Source organism: Mesorhizobium sp. M1227 (assembly GCF_040318315.1).
In the GTDB taxonomy this organism is placed as follows: Bacteria; Pseudomonadota; Alphaproteobacteria; order Rhizobiales; family Rhizobiaceae; genus Mesorhizobium.
Map to the genome: position 1 here is coordinate 128444 of NZ_JAMYLZ010000007.1, position 17898 is coordinate 146341.

Genomic DNA, 17898 nt, shown 5'->3' on the forward strand with positions numbered 1-17898 from the left:
ATGGCTTTTCTGGAAATTGACGGGCTGAAGAAGCGTTTCGGAGCGGTCGAGATCCTGAAAGGCATCGACCTCGACCTGGAAAAGGGCGGCTTCCTCGTGCTGGTCGGGCCTTCCGGTTGCGGCAAGTCCACGCTGCTCAACACTATTGCCGGCCTGGAAACCATCACCGAAGGGGAAATCCGCGTCGACGGACGCACGATCAACGATCTCCACCCCTCCAAGCGCGACATCGCCATGGTCTTCCAGAGCTACGCGCTCTATCCGAACATGACGGTTGCCGGCAATATCGCCTTCGGCATGGAGATGCGCGGCGTGCCGGCCGGCGAGCGCCAGAAGGCGATCGACAAGGTGGCGAAGGTCCTGCAGATCGGCCATCTGCTGAAGCGCAAGCCAAGCCAGCTCTCCGGCGGCCAGCGCCAGCGCGTCGCCATGGGCCGGGCGCTGGTGCGCGATCCAAAGCTGTTCCTGTTCGACGAGCCTTTGTCCAATCTCGACGCCAAGCTGCGTGTCGACATGCGCATCGAGATCAAGCGCCTGCACGCCACCACCGGCACCACCATCGTCTACGTCACCCACGACCAGATCGAGGCGATGACGCTGGCCACCAAGATCGCGGTGATGCGCGACGGCGAGGTGCAGCAGTTCGGCACGCCAGCCGAAATCTATAACAACCCGGTCAACCTGTTTGTTGCCGACTTCATGGGCTCGCCGGCGATGAACCTGATCCCGGCGACGATCGGCAGCAACGGCAGCGGCTTCTCCGTCGTCATGGAGCGCGAGGCGCGCCAGCCGATCTCGCTGCCGCTGGGCAATGCGCCGGCCGGCCTGTCGGCATTCCAGGGAAAACCGATCATCTTCGGCGTCCGCCCGGAAGCACTGACCGATCCCGAGGGTGCCGAACGCAACGCCTCGAACATCGCCCGCGCCGACTGTCACATCGAGGTCATCGAGCCGGCCGGCTCGGATACGTTCGCGGTCACCAATCTCGGCGGCAAGGCGGTGGTGGCGCGGCTGCGCGCCGATGCCAAAATCCAGCCCGGCACGGTCACGCCGCTCGCCTTCAACCTGACCAAGGCGGTGTTCTTCGATCCGGCGACCGAGAAACGCATCGTCTAACGGCCATGACAAATCCCGACATCGTCATCATCGGCTCCGGCATAGGCGGCGCCACGATCGCCTCCGGCCTTGCCGGCAGTGGCGCCTCGATCCTGATGCTGGAGCGCGGCGAAGCCCTGCCGGCAACGCCGCACACACGCGACACCCGCGCGATCTTCGTCGATGGTCATTATCGGCCGAAGGAGATGTGGCTCGAGGCCGGCGGAGCGCCTTTCAACCCGGGCAATTACTACTATGTCGGCGGCAATTCGAAATTCTACGGCGCTGTGCTGATCCGCTACCGCAGGGAAGACTTTTCGGAGATGGAGCACTATGGCGGCATCTCGCCGGCCTGGCCGTTTTCCTATGAGGAATTCGAGCCCTGGTATTCCAAGGCCGAGCAGCTTTTTCACGTGCGCGGTGCACTCGGCGAAGACCCGACCGAGCCGTTCCACTCTACGCCCTACCCTTTCGGGCCGGTACCAGACGAGCCGTCGATCGCGCGTGCGCGCGCCGAGTTGAAGAGCCTAGGCCTGCATCCGGCATCGCTGCCGCTCGGCGTCGACATCGAAGCCTGGCTGAAAGATGGCAGCACGCCGTGGGACGCGTTTCCCAACACCGGGACCGGCAAGATCGACGCGCAATCCGGGCCGTTGGCAGCAGCCCTTGCCGATCAGAATATCCGGCTTGAGACCGGCGCCCATGTCGAATATCTCGAGGCATCGCCGGACGCCAGGACGATCGAGACCGTCCATTACCGCCAGAACGGTGCGCTGAAGAAAGTCGCGCCGAAGCTGGTGATCCTGTCGGCCGGCGCGGTCAATTCAGCCGCCGTCCTGCTGCGTTCGCCTTCCCCTTCTTCCAAGGGCAAGGGAGGTGGCAAAGGCCTGGCCAACCGTTCCGACCAGGTCGGCCGCAACTTCATGAACCACAATTCGAGCGCCATGCTGGCGATCGATCCACGCCGCCGGAACAAATCCGTCTACCAGAAGACGCTGATGCTGAACGATTATTATCTGTCCGACGGCAAGGGCGGCAAGCCGCTCGGCAATGTCCAGCTCCTCGGCAAGATCGACGGCAACATCCTCAAGGCCAATGTCAGGCGCGCGCCCAAATTCGCGCTCGATTTCATGGCCGGCCACGCCGTCGACTGGTATCTGATGTGCGAGGACCTGCCCGATCCCGAGAGCCGCATCACGGTCGACGGCAAGGACATCGTCATGCAGTGGCGGCGCTCTAACATGCAGTCGCTCGACGGACTGACCAAGGTGATGCGCGAGAATTTCCGCGCCTGCGGCTATCCGATCGTCCTGTCGCGTCCGTTTGACAAGCGCACGCCCTCGCACCAATGCGGCACTGTGAAGATGGGCAACGATCCAGCGACCTCGCCGCTCGATCCGTTCTGCCGCTCCTTCGACCACAGCAATTTATTCGTCGTCGATGCCGGCTTCCTGCCGAATTCGGCCGCCGTGAATCCGGCGCTGTCGATCGCCGCACAGGCGCTGCGCGTCGCCGACCATATCCGCAAGACGGAGCTCGCAACATGAGCCGCCCGGCAGCGATCGTCACCGGCGGCGCGCGCGGCATCGGCCTTGCCTGTGCCGAGGCGCTGGCCAGCGCCGGCTTCGATATTCTGGTCGCCGACCTTGCTGACGAAGCCGCAGACGGGCTCGCCGCCGACATCACCGGGCGCGGCGCGAAATTCGCCTATGTCAGCTGCGACATCGCCGACCTCGACGGCCACGCAGCGCTGATTGATGCCGCGACAAGCGCCTTCGGCCGCATCGACTGCCTGGTCAACAATGCCGGCATCGGCACTGTCCTGCGCGGCGATCTGCTCGAGCTCAAGCCGGAAAATTTCGACCGGGTGCTCGGCATCAATCTGCGCGGCACCGTATTCCTCAGCCAGGCCGTCGCCAAAGCGATGCTCGGCCTGCCAAGCGATGGTGCGAGATCGATCATCACCATCACTTCGGTCAGCGCCGCCATGGCCTCGCCGGAACGTTCCGATTACTGCATCTCCAAGGCTGGGCTTTCGATGTGGGTGAAGAACCTGGCACTGCGGCTCGCCGCCGAAAATATCGCCGTGTTCGAGGTGCGCCCGGGCATCATCCGCACCGACATGACCGCCGGTGTGACCGCCAAATATGACGGGCTGATCGACGGCGGGCTGGTGCCGGCGATGCGCTGGGGCGAGAGCGAAGATATCGGTGCCGCCGTGGCGGCGCTCGCCGGCGGCAAGTTCGGCTTTTCGACCGGCTCGGTCATCAATATCGACGGCGCGCTGTCGGTGCCGAGGCTATGAACAGGTGATGCCATGACCGACTACATAATCGTCGGCGCCGGCCCGGCCGGGTGCGTACTCGCCAACCGGCTGAGCGAAGATCCGTCGCATCAGGTGCTGCTGCTCGAAGCCGGCGGCAAGGACTGGCATCCGTTGATCCACATGCCGGCCGGTTTCGCCAAGATGACCAAGGGCATCGCCGCCTGGGGCTGGTCGACGGTGCCGCAAAAGCACATGCAGGACCGTGTCTTCCGATACACGCAGGCCAAGGTGATCGGTGGCGGCTCTTCGATCAACGCCCAGATCTACACGCGCGGCAACGCCCGCGACTACGACGCCTGGGAGAAGGAAGAAGGCCTTGCCGGCTGGGGCTATCGCGACGTGCTGCCCTATTTCAAGCGCGCGGAGAACAACCAGCGTTATGCCAACGATTTCCACGGCGACCAAGGCCCGCTCGGCGTATCGAACCCGATCGCGCCGCTGCCGATCTGCGAGGCCTATTTCCGTGCCGGACAGGAGATGGGCATCCCCTTCAATCCCGACTTCAACGGGGTAGCCCAGGAGGGCGTCGGTTATTATCAGCTGACGCAGAAGGACGCGAAGCGCTCCTCCGCCTCTGTCGCCTATCTCCGGCCGATCCGCGAGCGAAAGAATCTCACCGTCAGGACCGGCGTTCTGGTGACGCGCATCGTCGTCGACAAGGGCCGCGCCGTCGGCGTCGAGATCGTCGACAGGCCGGGCGGCCAGCCAACGATCCTGCGCGCCGAGCGCGAGGTGATCGTCTCGTCCGGCGCCATCGGCTCGCCGAAGCTTTTGCTGCAGTCGGGCATCGGCCCGGCCGACCATCTGAAGGCGGTCGGCGTGACACCGGTGCACGATCTGCCCGGCGTCGGCTCCAACCTGCAGGATCATCTCGACCTGTTCGTCATCGCCGAATGCACCGGCGATCACACCTACGACAACTACGCCAAGCTGCACTGGACGGCGTGGGCCGGGCTGCAGTATCTGCTCCTGAAGAAAGGCCCGGTAGCCTCCAGCCTGTTCGAGACCGGCGGCTTCTGGTACGCCGATCCGACCGCCGCCTCTCCCGATATCCAGCTGCATCTCGGCCTCGGCTCCGGCATCGAGGCCGGCGTCGAGAAGCTGAACAATCCGGGCGTGACACTGAACTCGGCGTTCCTGCGCCCGCGCTCGCGCGGCACCGTGCGGCTGAACAGTGCCGATCCGGCCGACCGCCCGCTGATCGATCCGAATTATTGGTCCGATTCCTATGACCGCGACATGTCGATCAAAGGGTTGAGGCTGGCGCGCGAGATCATGCGGCAGAAGGCGCTGGCCCCCTTTGTGCTGCGCGAGGTACTGCCGGGACCCGACCTGCAGAGCGGCGACGAGCTGTTCGACTACGCTTGCCGCAGTTCCAAGACCGACCACCACCCGGTCGGCACCTGCCGCATGGGCCACGATGCGATGAGCGTGGTAACGCCAGATCTCAGGCTGCGCGGTATCGAGGGCCTGCGCGTCTGCGACGCCTCGGTGATGCCGCGCATCCCCTCCTCCAACACCAATGCCCCGACGATCATGGTTGGCGAAAAAGGCGCCGATCTGATCCTTGGCCGCGAGCCGCTGCCGCCGGCGGTGTTTTCCACCAACCGAGCGGCATGAGGGACAAAGAATGATCAGGCACTGTGTCTTCGTCAGATTTCGCAACGATGCCGCCGACGCCGAGCGCGCGGCAATCCATGCCGATCTCGAAGCGTTGCGGGCCGTGATCGACGGCATGGGCAAGGTCGAATTCAGCGCTAATACCAGCCCGGAACCCTTCGCCCGCGGCTTCACGCACGGCTTCACCATCGACTTTCGCGACGCTGCGGCACGCGATGCCTATCTGGAGCATGAAGCGCATCAGCGAGCCGGCGCAAAACTGGTCGCGGCGCTCGAAGGCGGCACCGACGGGCTGATGGTGTTTGATCTGGAGATCGCGTGACTATCCCATTCTCAGCGCAACGACGCCGGCAACGATGCTAAGCACCGCGGCACCTCGCCATGCCGTCATCTTCTCGCCGAGCGCGAAGACCGAGATCATCATGGCGAACAGGATCGATGTTTCGCGCAGCGACGCCACCGAGGCGATCGGCGCCTTGGTCATCGCCCACATCACGATCCAGTAGGCGCCGCCGCTGAGCACGCCGGTATAGATTCCGGCCTTCCAGTCGCGCGCCAGCACCGGCAGCGCCTGTGGGCCGCGAGAGACGACGCATAGCACCAGCGCCCACAGCGCATCGCAGACGAACAGCCAGGCGGCATAACTCGACGCGGTGGCGGCCAGCCGCGCGCCGCTGCCGTCCGACAGCGTGTAGCTGGCGATGAAGATCGATGTGCCCAACGCGAAACCGACGGCGCGCAGGTTCAATTTCTCCAGATGCGCGCCGCCGCGAAACGACAGCACCAGCGTGCCCGCCGACAACAAGAGGATGCCGAGAATGGCGAGCGGCGCCGGCATCTCGGCAACCACCACAACGCCCCCCAAAGCGGCCAGCAATGGCGCGGTGCCGCGCGCCAGCGGATAGGTCTGGGCGAAATCGCCGGCCTTGTAGGCGCCGATCAGGAACGTCCTGTAGCCCATGTGGAAGACAACCGAGGCGAGGATGTATGGCCACACTTCCGGCTTCGGCACCTCGACGAAAGGCAACGTCACCAGCGCAGCGGCACCCATGCCGAGCGTCATCAGTGTGATCGACAGGAAACGGTCGAGATGGACCTTGACCAGCGCGTTCCAGATCGCATGCATGGAAGCGGCGGCGAGCACCGCGAAAAAGACAAACAGGCTCATCGGCGGTTCATCCGCCGCCCGTCCCGATGACGATCGGCGTCTCCAGGTCGATATCGACCCAGAGCGGAAAATGGTCGGAAGCGATTTGGCCGATATCGGCGCTGACCGAGCGCACGCGCCCGGCAAACATGCCGCCGACGAAGCAATGGTCGAGCCGGCGCTTTGCCAGCCTGCCATCGATAGTCTTCACATGGGTGTGGAAATCCGCTGTCGGTTCCATTGCGACGGCGGCGACATCGACAAAACCGTCGAGATAGGCGGCACCGCGATGATAGGGCGCGCTGCCGACAATGCGCCGGTACTCGGCGCTATCCGGCTCCATGTTGAAGTCGCCCAACCAGATCGCCGCTACGGGGTTTTCTGGCTCCTGTTCGCCATTGCTCCAGTTGCGCGCCGGCTCGTCGTCGGCGCCGCTCCATGGGCCGCCCTCGGACGGCGCACGGCGATGCTCGGCGAGCAAATAGTCGATCTGCTCCAGCCGCTCCTCGGCCGCGATATGCGCCAGATGCAACGACAGCACCCGCACCGGACCGGCAGGGGTGCGGATCATGCATTCGAGTGCGGCATTGCGGGTGTTGAGCGGCCGCAGCGTGCGCCTGAGCGGCAGCGTATGCAGCCGCGACCAGACGATCGGAAGCTTCGACAGAACCATGGTGCCGAATTGCCGCCGCCGGTTGACGATGCGGCCTTCACGCCGGTGGCTGGCATCCATGTCGAAGGCCGGCCCGTAGACCCAATGGTAGTCGGGCAGAAATTGCGAAAGAAGTTCCGGCTGGTCGTCCTCGTTGCTGCGCAACCAGTGCCGTTCCACCTCCTGCAAGGCGACGATGTCGGCGCCGGCCACGACCTTGGCACAACGCGCCAGGTCGTAGCGGCCATCGCTGCCGAAGCCGTACTGGATGTTATAGCTGACCAGCTTCATTGCTTATCCGGCTCAGTTTCCTGCTGGCAGTAGCCGTTCGCTGACAGCCTTGCAATGTGCACCCGGGCGGAGGGAGCTTGGGCCAGATGCTAAGTGGTCAGCGGCTGGAACCGACCGGGCGGGGATGCTGCCAGTTCCGACCAGTCGATTTCTTCCTCAAGGCGGTGGTAGGCTTCGTCGCCGATCGTTCCGTCGATGCGCAAACGCTCCAGCGCATCGCGCTGGCTCTTGATGGCGTAGAGACGCAATCTGTCATACTCGGTCGCCGCCTGGGCATCCTCCGGGTTTTCGGCGATGGCGCGCTGGGCGGCATATTGCTCTCGCACCGCCCCGGCCGCGCTCGATGTCTTGCCGCTGAGCACGTCCAGCGCCGCCTGCATGATGGCGACGCGCGCCTGCGCCACCTCCCGGTCGACCGTCCGGTCGAGGTCGAGATTGAGCAGAAGCAGCAACGGTTTCAGGCTGACGCCTTGCAGCACCAACGTGCCGAGCACGACCGTGAAAGCGGCGAGCACGATCGGATCACGGCCCGGAAAGTCGGCCGGCAAGGCGAAGGCTGCCGCAAGCGTCACCAGGCCACGCATGCCGCACCAGCCGATGAGCACGCCGCCGCGGAATGTCGGTGCGTCCTTCCGCCTGTCCTCGTCGCCCAGACGGGCCAGCGCTCTGAGGATCGCGCCGCAGCCCAGAACCCAGACGAGCCGTGATACGATGACGACGGCCAGCACAGCCAGGGCAAAGACGAACGCCTCGCTTTGTCCTTGCTCGGCAAGTCGCCCGACGATGGACCGCGCTTGCAGGCCCATCAGAACGAAGGCCAGCACGTTGAGCACGAACACCGCCGTCTCCCAGACCGAGTAGGAGCTGACACGATTCCTTGCCGGCATGCGGCGCGGCGATGTACGTGCGATCGTCATGGCATAGACGACGATCGTGATGATGGCGGAAAGCCCTATCCTGTCGGCCAGGATCCAGACGCCGAAGGTTGAGGCGAATTGCACCACGGTGCCGCTCGCCGGGTCGTCGATGCGGCCGAGTATGGCGAGAGACAACCGGCCGAGCACATAGCCTGCGGCAAGGCTGCCGACCGTCGACAGCAGGATCATTGGAACGGCACTGCTCAACAGGATGGAGCCGGCGGCTGCGGAAACCGACATCCTGTAGATCAACAGCGCCGTGGCGTCGTTGAGCAGGCTCTCGCCTTCCAGGATGGCGGTGATGCGGTGCGGCACCTTGAACTGTCCGAGCACGGCCGCCGCCGCCACCGCATCGGGCGGCGCCACGATCGCGCCGAGCGCTATGGCCGCGGCAATGGGCAGGCCTGCCATCGTCCAGCCGACCAGCGCGACCGTCACGGTGGTGAAGATGACGGCGCCAAGCGCCAGCAGGATGAGCGAAACCTTGTAGCGGTTGAGATCGCGCAGCGACGTGTCATAGGCCGCGTCGAGCAGAACCGGCGCGATGAACAGAGCGAGCGCCAGCTCCGGGTCGATCTCGATGGTCGGGGCAAACGGCAGGAAGGCGATGCCGGCGCCGGCCAGCGCCAGCAATGACGGATAGGGAATCTGCAGACGCCGCGACAGCGCGGTCAGTGCGACCGCGATGAGAAGCAGGACAAGCGTGAGTTCAAAAAGCGCCATGCCTTATCGTAGCGGTGAAGCCGGGCGATTGGCACTGCAAAAACGGCGACGGCTTTGGCTGCTCGTGAATGGTGAATGGCTGCGTGCAGAGGAATTTCGGCGCGTAAAGCGCATTCTTACTATTCACTATTCACTATTCACTATTCACCATTCACTCTTCTCCTAATGCAGCACCAGCATGTCGCCCGACGAGAACGAAATCTCGGCCTTTTCGCCGACGGCCGGCGGCGGTGTGGCCGGACTGTTGAACGTGTCGAGCGAGACCGTGCTGCCGCCGATGCCGACGCGAACCCGGATGACCGAGCCGAGGAAATGCACCTCGGCGATTTCGCCCGAAAGGCTGGAATCGCGGCCGGGGTGTCGGCCGAGCGAGATCGCCTCGGGCCGCAACGCCAGCGACAGCGTGTCGCCGGATTTCGAGCCGTTGAGCTTGCCCTTGAGCGAGACCTCTTGCGAGTTGACGCGCACCTTGCCCGAAGCGGCGTCGGTGACCGTGCCTTCGAGCACGTTCAGCGTGCCGACGAAATTGGCGACGAATTTGGTTGCCGGCCGGTTGTAGATCTCGAACGGCGTGCCGACCTGCTCGGCCTTGCCGCCATACATGACGGCGATGCGGTCGGAGATCGACAGCGCTTCTTCCTGGTCGTGGGTGACGAAGATGGTGGTGATGCCGAGCTTCTTCTGGATCGAGCGGATTTCCTCGCGCAGCGACACGCGCACCTTGGCGTCGAGCGCCGACAGCGGCTCGTCGAGCAGCAGCAGTTTCGGCTTGGGCGCAATCGCCCGCGCCAGCGCGATGCGCTGCTGCTGACCGCCGGAGAGCTGATAGGGATAGCGGTCGCCCATCTGCGGCAGCTTGATGATGTCGAGCATTTCGGCAATGCGCCTGTCGGCATCGGCCTTCGGCATACCGGCGACCTTCAGCCCGAACCCGATATTCTGTGCCACCGTGAGGTTCGGAAACAGCGCATAGGCCTGGAACACCATGCCGATATTGCGCTGATTGGGTTTCAGCCGGGTGATGTCCTTGCCGGCCACGACGACCTTACCGGCGCTTGGCTCCTCGAAGCCGGCGACCATGCGCAGCACCGTCGTCTTGCCGCAGCCCGACGGGCCAAGGAATGAGACGAATTCGCCCGGCTCGACGTCGAGGTTGAAATCCTGCACCACCGTGGCGGCGCCGAAGGATTTTCGCACCTGCTGGATTGAGAGGAATGGCTCGGCCATGGCTTTTTCTTTCGGCTTGTCGATCAGTTCGGGCTGTTCGCCGATCGCGGCGCGAAGCGCGACAGTATCTGGATCAGCGACATGCAGCCCCAGGTAATGGCGAAGGCGATCACCGCAAGGGCGGCGGGTTCATAGGCACGGTTGGCACCGATGTTCTGCAGATAAGGGCCGAAAGCCGGGCGGCTGAGCAGGCTGGCCATGGTGAATTCACCAATGACGATGGCGAAAGTCAGGAAGGCACCGGACAGCACTGCGATCAGCACGTTGGGCAGGATCACGCGGCCAATGATCGTGCCCCAGCCGGCGCCCAGAATTTGCGCGGCTTCGGTCAGCGTGCGCACATCGATGGTGCGCAGGCCGGTGTCAACGGCCCGATACATATAAGGCAGAGCCAGCGTCGTATAGCCAATGACCAGCAACGCGTTCGCGCCCCAATTGCTACCCAGGAACGGCAATGGCGAATTCGAACCGTACATCCTGATATAGCCGAAAACGATGACGATGGCCGGAATGACCAGCGGCAATAGGGTGATGAATTCGACGATTGGCCGCAACTGCGGCAGACGCAACCGGATCCAGTACGCCGCCGGCACCACGATCAGCACGCCGAGAATGATGGTGCAGACGGCCGCGATGACCGAAAACAGGAAGGTTGACTGGAAGCGCGCGTCGCCCAGCACGACCTGATAGGCGTCGAATGAATGAACGCCGCGCCGCATGCGCAGCGAGAATTCCACCGTCGCAATCAGCGGAATGAAGAAATAGGCGGCCCCGACAATGAATAAGACCCAGGCCCAGAACTTACCCGACTTCATTTGAGCCACCTTTCGGAGCGAGTCCGAAACCAAATGTAGAAGACATTCGCAAGGCCGGTGATAACGATCATGCCGAAGGCTATGGCATAAGCGAGTTGTGGGTTGTGCAACACGTCGCCATTCATCTGCGAGTAGAGCTTAATGGGAACGATATTAAGCGTCGGACCGGCGAACGCATAAGCAGTCGCGATGGCGCCGAAAGCGTTGGCGAACAACAAGATGACCGTGCCGAGGAAGCTCGGCCATATCACAGGGATGACCACCATGCGCCAATACTGCGACTGAGTGGCGCCGAGTGTGGCGGCGGCCTCTCCCCATTCCTTCTTCAAGCCGTCAATGGCCGGCACGATGATGACCACCATCAGAGGTATCTGGAAGAACAGATAGACCGCAATCAACCCCGATGTGGTGAGAAAGTTGAAGCCCATCGCGTAGATGTTGATATTGAGGACGTCACGCAGAAGCGTTGTGACGATGCCGACACGGCCGAGCGTAGCCAAGAATGCGAAGGCGAGCGGCAAGCCGGCGAAATTCGAGGCGACGCCCGAAAAGGTCAGGGTCGCGGAGCGCGTCCAGCTTGGAAGTCCGCCGCGCACTATCGCGATCGCTATTGCGAGCCCAGCAAACGCCCCGATGATGGCCGACCAGAAACTGATCTTGATCGAAGACCAGTAGGAATTGCTGATCGAAGGATCGCTGACCAGCTGCAAGATGTTGTCTAGCGTGAACTGGCCTTCGCTGCCTTGGAAAGCCCCCACGACGAGATAGAGCGTGGGCAGGATCAGGAACATCAGGGCGAAGATGAAGAACGGCGCCACTCCGATCCATTGCGTCGGCAAACGGAAGGCGGTCGCCTCCTTCGGTGGCGCCGGCTTGGTGGCAGATGCCTGATTTGAAAGCGAGAGATCGGCCATGGCCGGCTACCGTCTGCTAGAGAGCCGGGCGGCCTCGCGACCGCCCGGTGGATTCAAGTCTTACTTGACGTTGGCGCCGACAGTGGCGTCCCAGTTCTTGCTGATGGCTTCCTTCGCCTTGCCCTGCTCGTCGAGCGACGGGAACACCGCCGCCGCATAGGACTCGGCCGGCGGCAGCTTGGCCATCACGTCGGCCGGAAGCTTGCCGTTCTTGGCGAGGTCATTGAAGCGGATGGGGTGACAATAGCCCTTCAGCCAGCCGATCTGGCCTTCGTCCGAGTAGAGGTATTCCATCCAGAGCTTGGCTGCATTTGGATGCGGCGCATAGGCGCTGATTGCCTGCACGTAGACACCGGCGACGACGCCGGTCTTCGGCACGATCACGTCGACGGGTGGGTTGCCCTTCAACGTGTCGCGGCCAGCGAGCGCATTGTAGTCCCAGTTGATTAGGATCGGGGTCTGGCCCTGTGCGAGCGTTGCTGGCTTGCCCACGACCGGGACGAAATTGCCGGCAGCGTTGAGCTTCTTGAAGAAGTCGAGGCCAGCCGTGCCGGCGGCTTCACCAGCGGCCGCGCCACCGGAAAGCCCGGCAGCGTAGACGGCCTGGATGGCTTGGTTCGACACGCGTGGGTCACCGGCCAACGCGACCGAATTGGCGAATTCCGGCTTCAGGAGGTCCGCCCAGTCGGTAGGTGATTCCTTGATCAGGTCCTTGTTGACCATAAATGACAGAACACCGTAATAATCGCCGTACCAGGCGCCTTCGGCATCCTTGGCGCTGTCGGGGATCGAGTCCCAGGTCGACACTTTGTAGGGCATCAGCAGGCCGTCGGCCTTGGCGGTCGGGCCGAAGCTCAGGCCGACGTCGATGACGTCGGGCGCTTGCGGGCCCTTGTTGTCCTTGTTGGCCTTGATCGCCTCGACCTCGTCGCCGGAGCCGGCATCGGGGTTGAGCTCGTTGACGGTGATCCCCGGATATTTTGCCTTGAAGCCGTCGATGACCGCGCCGTAGCCGCACCAGTCATGCGGCAGCGCGATGGTGGTGAGCTGGCCTTCAGTCTTGGCTGCGGCGACCAGTTCATCCATGGACTGGGCCGACGAGATGGCAGAGGTCGCCATCAGGGCGACGGCCGAAAGGGAAAGCAGTTTTCCCGTGAATTTGAACATGTGTTCTCTCCGTTGAACTGACGCCGTTGGACGCCTGCGATGCGGTATCGTTTTCGTGTGACAGCCAGATGAAAGCTTTGTGAAAGCGATGCCCCGCAGTATGAAAAAGTAAACTCTTTTTAACCGACTGTAGCAATCGCTTCGCGATTCTTTTTCCGGCTAACTAGTTTCGATCTTGCCTTTCATCTTTCCCCCTTTCCTTTGCCTCTTTTCCCAAGTCGATTTCCGATGCGAAAATTTCTCAGACGGTGCCGGCGATGGCGTTTTCGAGCAGCGTCAGCGCCGCCTTCTTGGTCAGCTTGACCGGGTTGCCGCCGGCGGTCGGATCGACCACCGCCATGTCGGCAATCAGGCCCTTGCGTTTCTTGTCCATGTCGAGCCCCTTGATCAGGCCGGGCAGCGCGTGCGGCACCTTGAGCTCCTTGCGCAGCTTGACAACAGCCTTGGCAAAACCGTCGAAGCCGCCCTTGATGCCGCAATAGGCGGCGAGCCGGGCTATGCGCGGCTCGATCGCCTCTCGGTTGAAGGCCAGCACGTAGGGCATGAACACGGCGTTGGTCATGCCATGATGGGTGTCGTAGAGCGCGCCGATCGGATGCGACAGCGAATGAATCGCTCCAAGCCCTTTCTGGAAGGCGGCCGCTCCCATGGCAGCGGCGCTCATCATGTTGGCGCGGGCGACCAGATCCTTGCCGTTGCCATAGGCTTTCGGCAGGTTTTCGAAGACCAGCCTTATGCCTTCCACGGCGATGCCGTCGGCCATCGGGTGATAGCCCGGCGCGCAATAGGCTTCGAGGCAATGGGCAAGCGCATCCATGCCGGTGCCGGCGGTGATGAAGCCCGGCATGCCGACCGACAGCTCCGGATCGGCAATGACGATCGCCGGCAAAAGCTTTGGATGGAAGATGACCTTCTTGGTATGGGTCGCCTCATTGGTGATGACGCCGGCGCGGCCGACCTCCGAGCCGGTGCCGGCCGTGGTCGGCACGGCGATGATCGGCGCGATCGCATCGGCATCGGCGCGCGTCCACCAGTCGCCGACATCCTCGAAATCCCAGACCGGCCGCGTCTGCCCGGCCTGGAAGGCGATCAGCTTGCCGAGGTCGAGCGCCGAGCCGCCGCCAAAGGCAATGACGCCGTCATGCTTGCCCTTCTTGAACACGGCAATGCCGGCGGTCAGGTTGGAATCCACCGGGTTCGGCTTGACCTCGGAAAATACGCCATACGGCACCTTGGCGTCGTCCAGTATTTTCAGCGTCGAGGCGACGACCGGCAATTTGGCCAGCCCCGGATCAGTGACGAACAGCGGCCGCTTGATGCCGGTCGCCGCCAGCACCTCCGGCAGCTCCTTGATGCGTCCGGCGCCGAAGCGGACGGTCGTCGGGTAATTCCATTTGGAAACGAGTTTTGTCATTTCGACCTTCTTGACTGCTTTCGTGCTCTCGGATGTCGTCAATTCACAAAGGTATTGGCCACACGGTCTGACCGCATCATGTACGGAATCCAGACGGCTGCGGCCCAGACGGAACGGTAAATTCCGCGCATCGTTTCGCCGTCGAACGCATCAGCCAAGGTTGGAAAGCTCTCGCGAAAAACCAGATGCGCGGCCCATGGGTCGAGGATGGCATATACCGGCATCGCGACTGCCCAAATCATGTACCAGCCCGGGAATATCTCCCAGCGCTTGAACATGAAGAACAATAACAGGACCGGGGCTGTAAGGCTTAGAACGCCTGCTGTCACCAGTTCGGCAACGAGCAGCGCACCTTGAGAAAAACTGAAGGCCTGCCAGTCGAAGCCGAGATAGTCGGTATTGTGCAGTTGTACCAATCCCAGTATCGGCGTGAGCATCAACCCGAGCATCGGCAGGACAAGCCATCCGCCGATACCCTCGGGACCCTCACCATCTGGCAGCGCCGATTGTTGTGTATCCGCCATTACTCCCCCTCAACAGCGATCGCATGCCTGTCGATCGCCACCTTAGATCACCTCGCGCAGATGGTATGATTTCGGCCTGGTCAGATTGTCGTAGCCGATGGCCGACAGTGCCGCGCCCTTGCCGGTGTCCTTGACGCCGGTCCAGACCAGCGCCGGGTCGAGATAGTCGCAGCGGTTCATGAACACGGTGCCGGTCTCGACACGATCGCCGATCGCCGCCGCATGCTCAATGTCGCGCGTCCAGATCGAGGCCGTCAGCCCATAGGGGCTGTCGTTCATCAGCGCGATCGCCTCCTCGTCGTTGCGCACCTTCATGATGCCGACGATCGGGCCAAAGCTTTCCTCGCGCATGACGCTCATCTGGTGGTCGACCTGGGTCAGCACTTCCGGCGCCAGATAGGGCGAACCTTGCCTGTCGTTGGCCACCTTCATATCGATGTGCGCCCTGGCGCCCTTGCGCAACGCCTCGGCCTTCTGCTCGCGGATCAGGTCGGCGAAGCGCGCCTGCGCCATCGGCCCCATGGTGGTCGCCTGGTCGAGCGGATTGCCGACGACGTAGTTCCTGGTCTCGGCAATGAAGCCCTCGACGAATTCATCGTAGACCGTCTCATGCACATAGACGCGCTCGATGCCGCAGCAGCACTGGCCGGAATTGTAGAAAGCGCCGTCGACCAGATTGGCAACGGCATGGTCCATCTTTGCGTCCGGCAGCACATAGGCCGGATCCTTGCCGCCGAGTTCGAGGCCGAGCGTCATGAAGGTGCCCGCCGCCGCCTTCTCGATGGCGCGGCCGCCGGCGACCGAGCCGGTGAAGTTGACATGGTCGATCTTGCCGGAGCCGAGCAGCCTTTCGGTCTGCGCGTGGTTCAGGACGAGGTTCTGGAACAGGCCCTTGGGCAGGCCGGCCTTATCAAACGCCTGCTGAAACCGCTCGCCGACCAACAATGTCTGTGCCGCATGCTTGAGGATGACAGCGCTGCCCGCCATCAGCGCCGGCACGATGGTGTTGACGGCAGTGAGATAGGGATAGTTCCACGGCGCGATCACCATGACCACGCCGAGTGGCACCTTCTTCACATAGCGGCGAAAGCCGTCCTTCGGATTGGAGGCCATGACCGGCTTCAGGGCCGCCTCGGCGATCTCGACCATGTAGCTGACGCGTTCCCTGACGCCGCCGAACTCGCCGCCATAGCGCACCGGCCGGCCCATCTGCCAGGCGATCTCCGGCACGATCTCGTCGGTCATGGCGACCAGCGCTTCCAGCATGGCAAGCATGTATTTGCCGCGCTCGATGACCGGCGTCTCAGCCCACTTCTCCTGTGCCGCCTTGGCACGTTCGACCGCGGCACCGATCGCCTGGTCGGTGGCAAGAGGCCGTTCGGCATAGATCGAACCGTCGACGGGGGATTTTATCTTGACCGTTTCGGTCATGCCTTGGGTCCTCGCATTCTACAATAATGTCGTTGGTTAGCGCCGCCCCTCATCCGCCTGCCGGCACCTTTTCCCGTATACTGACGGGGAGAAGGGACAAGCTCAGCGGCGGGCCCCCTCTCCCCCGTTCTTCACGGGAGAGGCTGAGGGTGAGGAGCGGCGCCAACGTTGCCAGATTATTCAATACCGCTCGAACCCCCTGTGCAGTTCCCAGTCCGTAATCCGGCGGTCGTACTCGAACTGTTCCCAGTGTGCCGTGTGGACGTAATGTTCCAGCACATCGTCGCCGAGCGCTTGCCTCAGCATTTTCGATTCCGCCAGCGTCGCGGTGGCGTCGCGCAATGTCTTTGGAATTTCAGGCAGCTGCGAGGCCTGGTAGGCATCACCGACGAAGGGCTTCTGCAGTTCAAGCTTTTCATCGATGCCGGCAAGCCCGGCCGCGATCAGCGCGGCGAAAGCCAGATAGGGGTTCAAATCGGCGCCGCCGATGCGGCATTCCATGCGGATGCCCTTGGTGCCCTCGCCGCAAAGACGGAAACCGGCGGTGCGGTTGTCCTCGCTCCACATGATCTTGGTCGGCGCAAAGGTGCCGGCCTGGAAGCGCTTGTAGGAGTTGATGTAGGGCGCCAGGAACCAGGTGAATTCCTTGGCATATTTGAGCTGGCCGGCCGCCCATTGCTGGCCGAGTGTCGACAGCGTCCACTCGGCATTTTTGTCGTAGAACAACGGCGTCTTGCCGTCGGCGCTCCACAGCGAATTATGGATGTGGCTGGAATTGCCGGCGAGCCCGTAATTGTACTTGGCCATGAACGAGATCGCCTTGCCTTCGGACTCGGCGATTTCCTTGGCGCCGTTCTTCAGGATGACGTGGCGGTCGGCCATGTCGAGCGCCTCGGCGTAACGGACATTGATCTCTTCCTGGCCTGGCCCCCACTCGCCCTTCGAATTCTCGATCGGGATGCCGGCCGCCTCCATCTCGTTGCGCAGCCGGCGCATGACGCCTTCTTCCTTGGTGGTGATGCCGATCTGGTAGTCGCCGATGTAGGGCGATGCCGTCTCGAGGCCCTGCCAGTGCTTCTTGCGGGCGGAATCGTAGGTTTCGCTGAACAGATAGAATTCGAGCTCGGAAGCGAAATAGCCGATATAGCCGCGATCCTGCAGCCGCTTGACCTGCTTCTTCAGCATGGCGCGCGGCGAATGCGCCAGGTCGTCATGGGTATGGTGGTCGAGCACGTCGCAGATCACCAGCGCCGTCTTCTCCAGCCACGGAACGAGCCGCAGCGTCGCAAGGTCCGGCTTCATGACGAAATCGCCATAACCCTTCGACCAGCTCGCCGCCTTGTAGCCGGGCACCGGTTCCATATCGATGTCTGCCGCCAAGAGATAGTTGCAGCCATGCGTCTCGTCATGCGCGGAATCGACGAAATAACGGGCCAGGAACCGCTTTCCCGCGAGCCGCCCCTGCATATCGACGATGCAGGCCAGCACCGTGTCGACCTCGCCGCTGGAGACCGCTTGCTTCAACTGATCGAACGAGAAATTTCCGGCCATTCCTTTGGCACTCCAGCGCTTTGTCGTTTCGGGCTTGTCACTTTGAAAAGGAAACGAAAACCACGGCCGGCGCGAATGCCGGCC

At 62.9% G+C, this 17898-nt stretch carries 16 protein-coding genes; 5 read left to right on the plus strand and 11 right to left on the minus strand.

Annotated features, from left to right (window positions below; all coding sequences use genetic code 11):
- From NKH28_RS12250 to NKH28_RS12270, 5 genes are read left to right on the plus strand one after another with little or no spacing between them, the layout of a single operon-like run.
- Complete coding sequence (locus NKH28_RS12250; RefSeq protein ID WP_023675366.1) at positions 1–1116, plus strand: ABC transporter ATP-binding protein; 1116 nt, start codon at positions 1–3, stop codon at positions 1114–1116.
- 5 nt (positions 1117–1121) lie between these two features.
- On the plus strand, positions 1122–2642 hold the full coding sequence (locus NKH28_RS12255) for a GMC oxidoreductase (protein ID WP_352979014.1): 1521 nt from the start codon (positions 1122–1124) through the stop codon (positions 2640–2642).
- Positions 2639–3400, plus strand: coding sequence for a 3-ketoacyl-ACP reductase (locus tag NKH28_RS12260; RefSeq protein WP_352469507.1), 762 nt, complete (start codon positions 2639–2641; stop codon positions 3398–3400). The genes NKH28_RS12255 and NKH28_RS12260 overlap by 4 nt, the downstream gene beginning before the upstream one ends.
- 12 nt (positions 3401–3412) lie before the next feature.
- Positions 3413–5041 (plus strand): GMC family oxidoreductase, encoded by a 1629-nt coding sequence (locus NKH28_RS12265; RefSeq protein ID WP_352979016.1) that lies wholly within the window; start codon positions 3413–3415, stop codon positions 5039–5041.
- A gap of 10 nt (positions 5042–5051) precedes the next feature.
- Entirely contained in the window at positions 5052–5363 is a 312-nt protein-coding gene (locus tag NKH28_RS12270; protein ID WP_352682488.1) for a Dabb family protein, read from the plus strand.
- Here NKH28_RS12270 and NKH28_RS12275 read toward each other — a convergent pair whose 3' ends face one another.
- The 11 genes from NKH28_RS12275 to NKH28_RS12325 all read right to left on the minus strand — a co-directional run bounded on the left by NKH28_RS12275 (position 5364) and on the right by NKH28_RS12325 (position 17814).
- The gene (locus NKH28_RS12275; protein WP_352539371.1) at positions 5364–6209 is read right to left on the minus strand and encodes an EamA family transporter; all 846 of its coding nucleotides are present in this window, start codon (positions 6207–6209) and stop codon (positions 5364–5366) included.
- A gap of 7 nt (positions 6210–6216) precedes the next feature.
- A complete protein-coding gene (locus NKH28_RS12280; protein ID WP_352767697.1) occupies positions 6217–7131 on the minus strand; it encodes an endonuclease/exonuclease/phosphatase family protein in 915 nt (304 codons plus the stop codon).
- Between the two features lie 89 nt (positions 7132–7220).
- Entirely contained in the window at positions 7221–8771 is a 1551-nt protein-coding gene (locus NKH28_RS12285; protein WP_352620344.1) for a cation:proton antiporter, read from the minus strand.
- A 162-nt stretch (positions 8772–8933) separates the two neighbouring features.
- Positions 8934–9998, minus strand: a complete 1065-nt coding sequence (locus NKH28_RS12290; protein ID WP_352690465.1) for an ABC transporter ATP-binding protein — start codon at positions 9996–9998, stop codon at positions 8934–8936.
- A 23-nt stretch (positions 9999–10021) separates the two neighbouring features.
- Positions 10022–10813, minus strand: a complete 792-nt coding sequence (locus NKH28_RS12295; RefSeq protein ID WP_352690462.1) for an ABC transporter permease — start codon at positions 10811–10813, stop codon at positions 10022–10024.
- Positions 10810–11727: an ABC transporter permease gene (locus NKH28_RS12300; protein WP_502898191.1), complete on the minus strand. Its 918-nt coding sequence runs from the start codon at positions 11725–11727 to the stop codon at positions 10810–10812. Before NKH28_RS12300 ends, NKH28_RS12295 begins: the two co-directional genes overlap by 4 nt.
- A 60-nt stretch (positions 11728–11787) precedes the next feature.
- On the minus strand, positions 11788–12894 hold the full coding sequence (locus NKH28_RS12305; protein ID WP_352979019.1) for an ABC transporter substrate-binding protein: 1107 nt from the start codon (positions 12892–12894) through the stop codon (positions 11788–11790).
- 241 nt (positions 12895–13135) lie between these two features.
- Entirely contained in the window at positions 13136–14308 is a 1173-nt protein-coding gene (locus NKH28_RS12310) for an iron-containing alcohol dehydrogenase (protein WP_352979021.1), read from the minus strand.
- 38 nt (positions 14309–14346) lie between these two features.
- Positions 14347–14832 carry a DUF2569 domain-containing protein gene (locus NKH28_RS12315; protein ID WP_352979023.1) on the minus strand — a complete coding sequence of 162 codons (486 nt, stop codon included), beginning with the start codon at positions 14830–14832 and terminating at the stop codon, positions 14347–14349.
- Positions 14833–14874: 42 nt separating this feature from the next.
- Positions 14875–16263 carry an aldehyde dehydrogenase family protein gene (locus tag NKH28_RS12320; RefSeq protein WP_352682481.1) on the minus strand — a complete coding sequence of 463 codons (1389 nt, stop codon included), beginning with the start codon at positions 16261–16263 and terminating at the stop codon, positions 14875–14877.
- Positions 16264–16443: 180 nt separating this feature from the next.
- A complete protein-coding gene (locus NKH28_RS12325) occupies positions 16444–17814 on the minus strand; it encodes a glutamine synthetase family protein (protein ID WP_352469498.1) in 1371 nt (456 codons plus the stop codon).
- Positions 17815–17898: the final 84 nt, after the last annotated feature.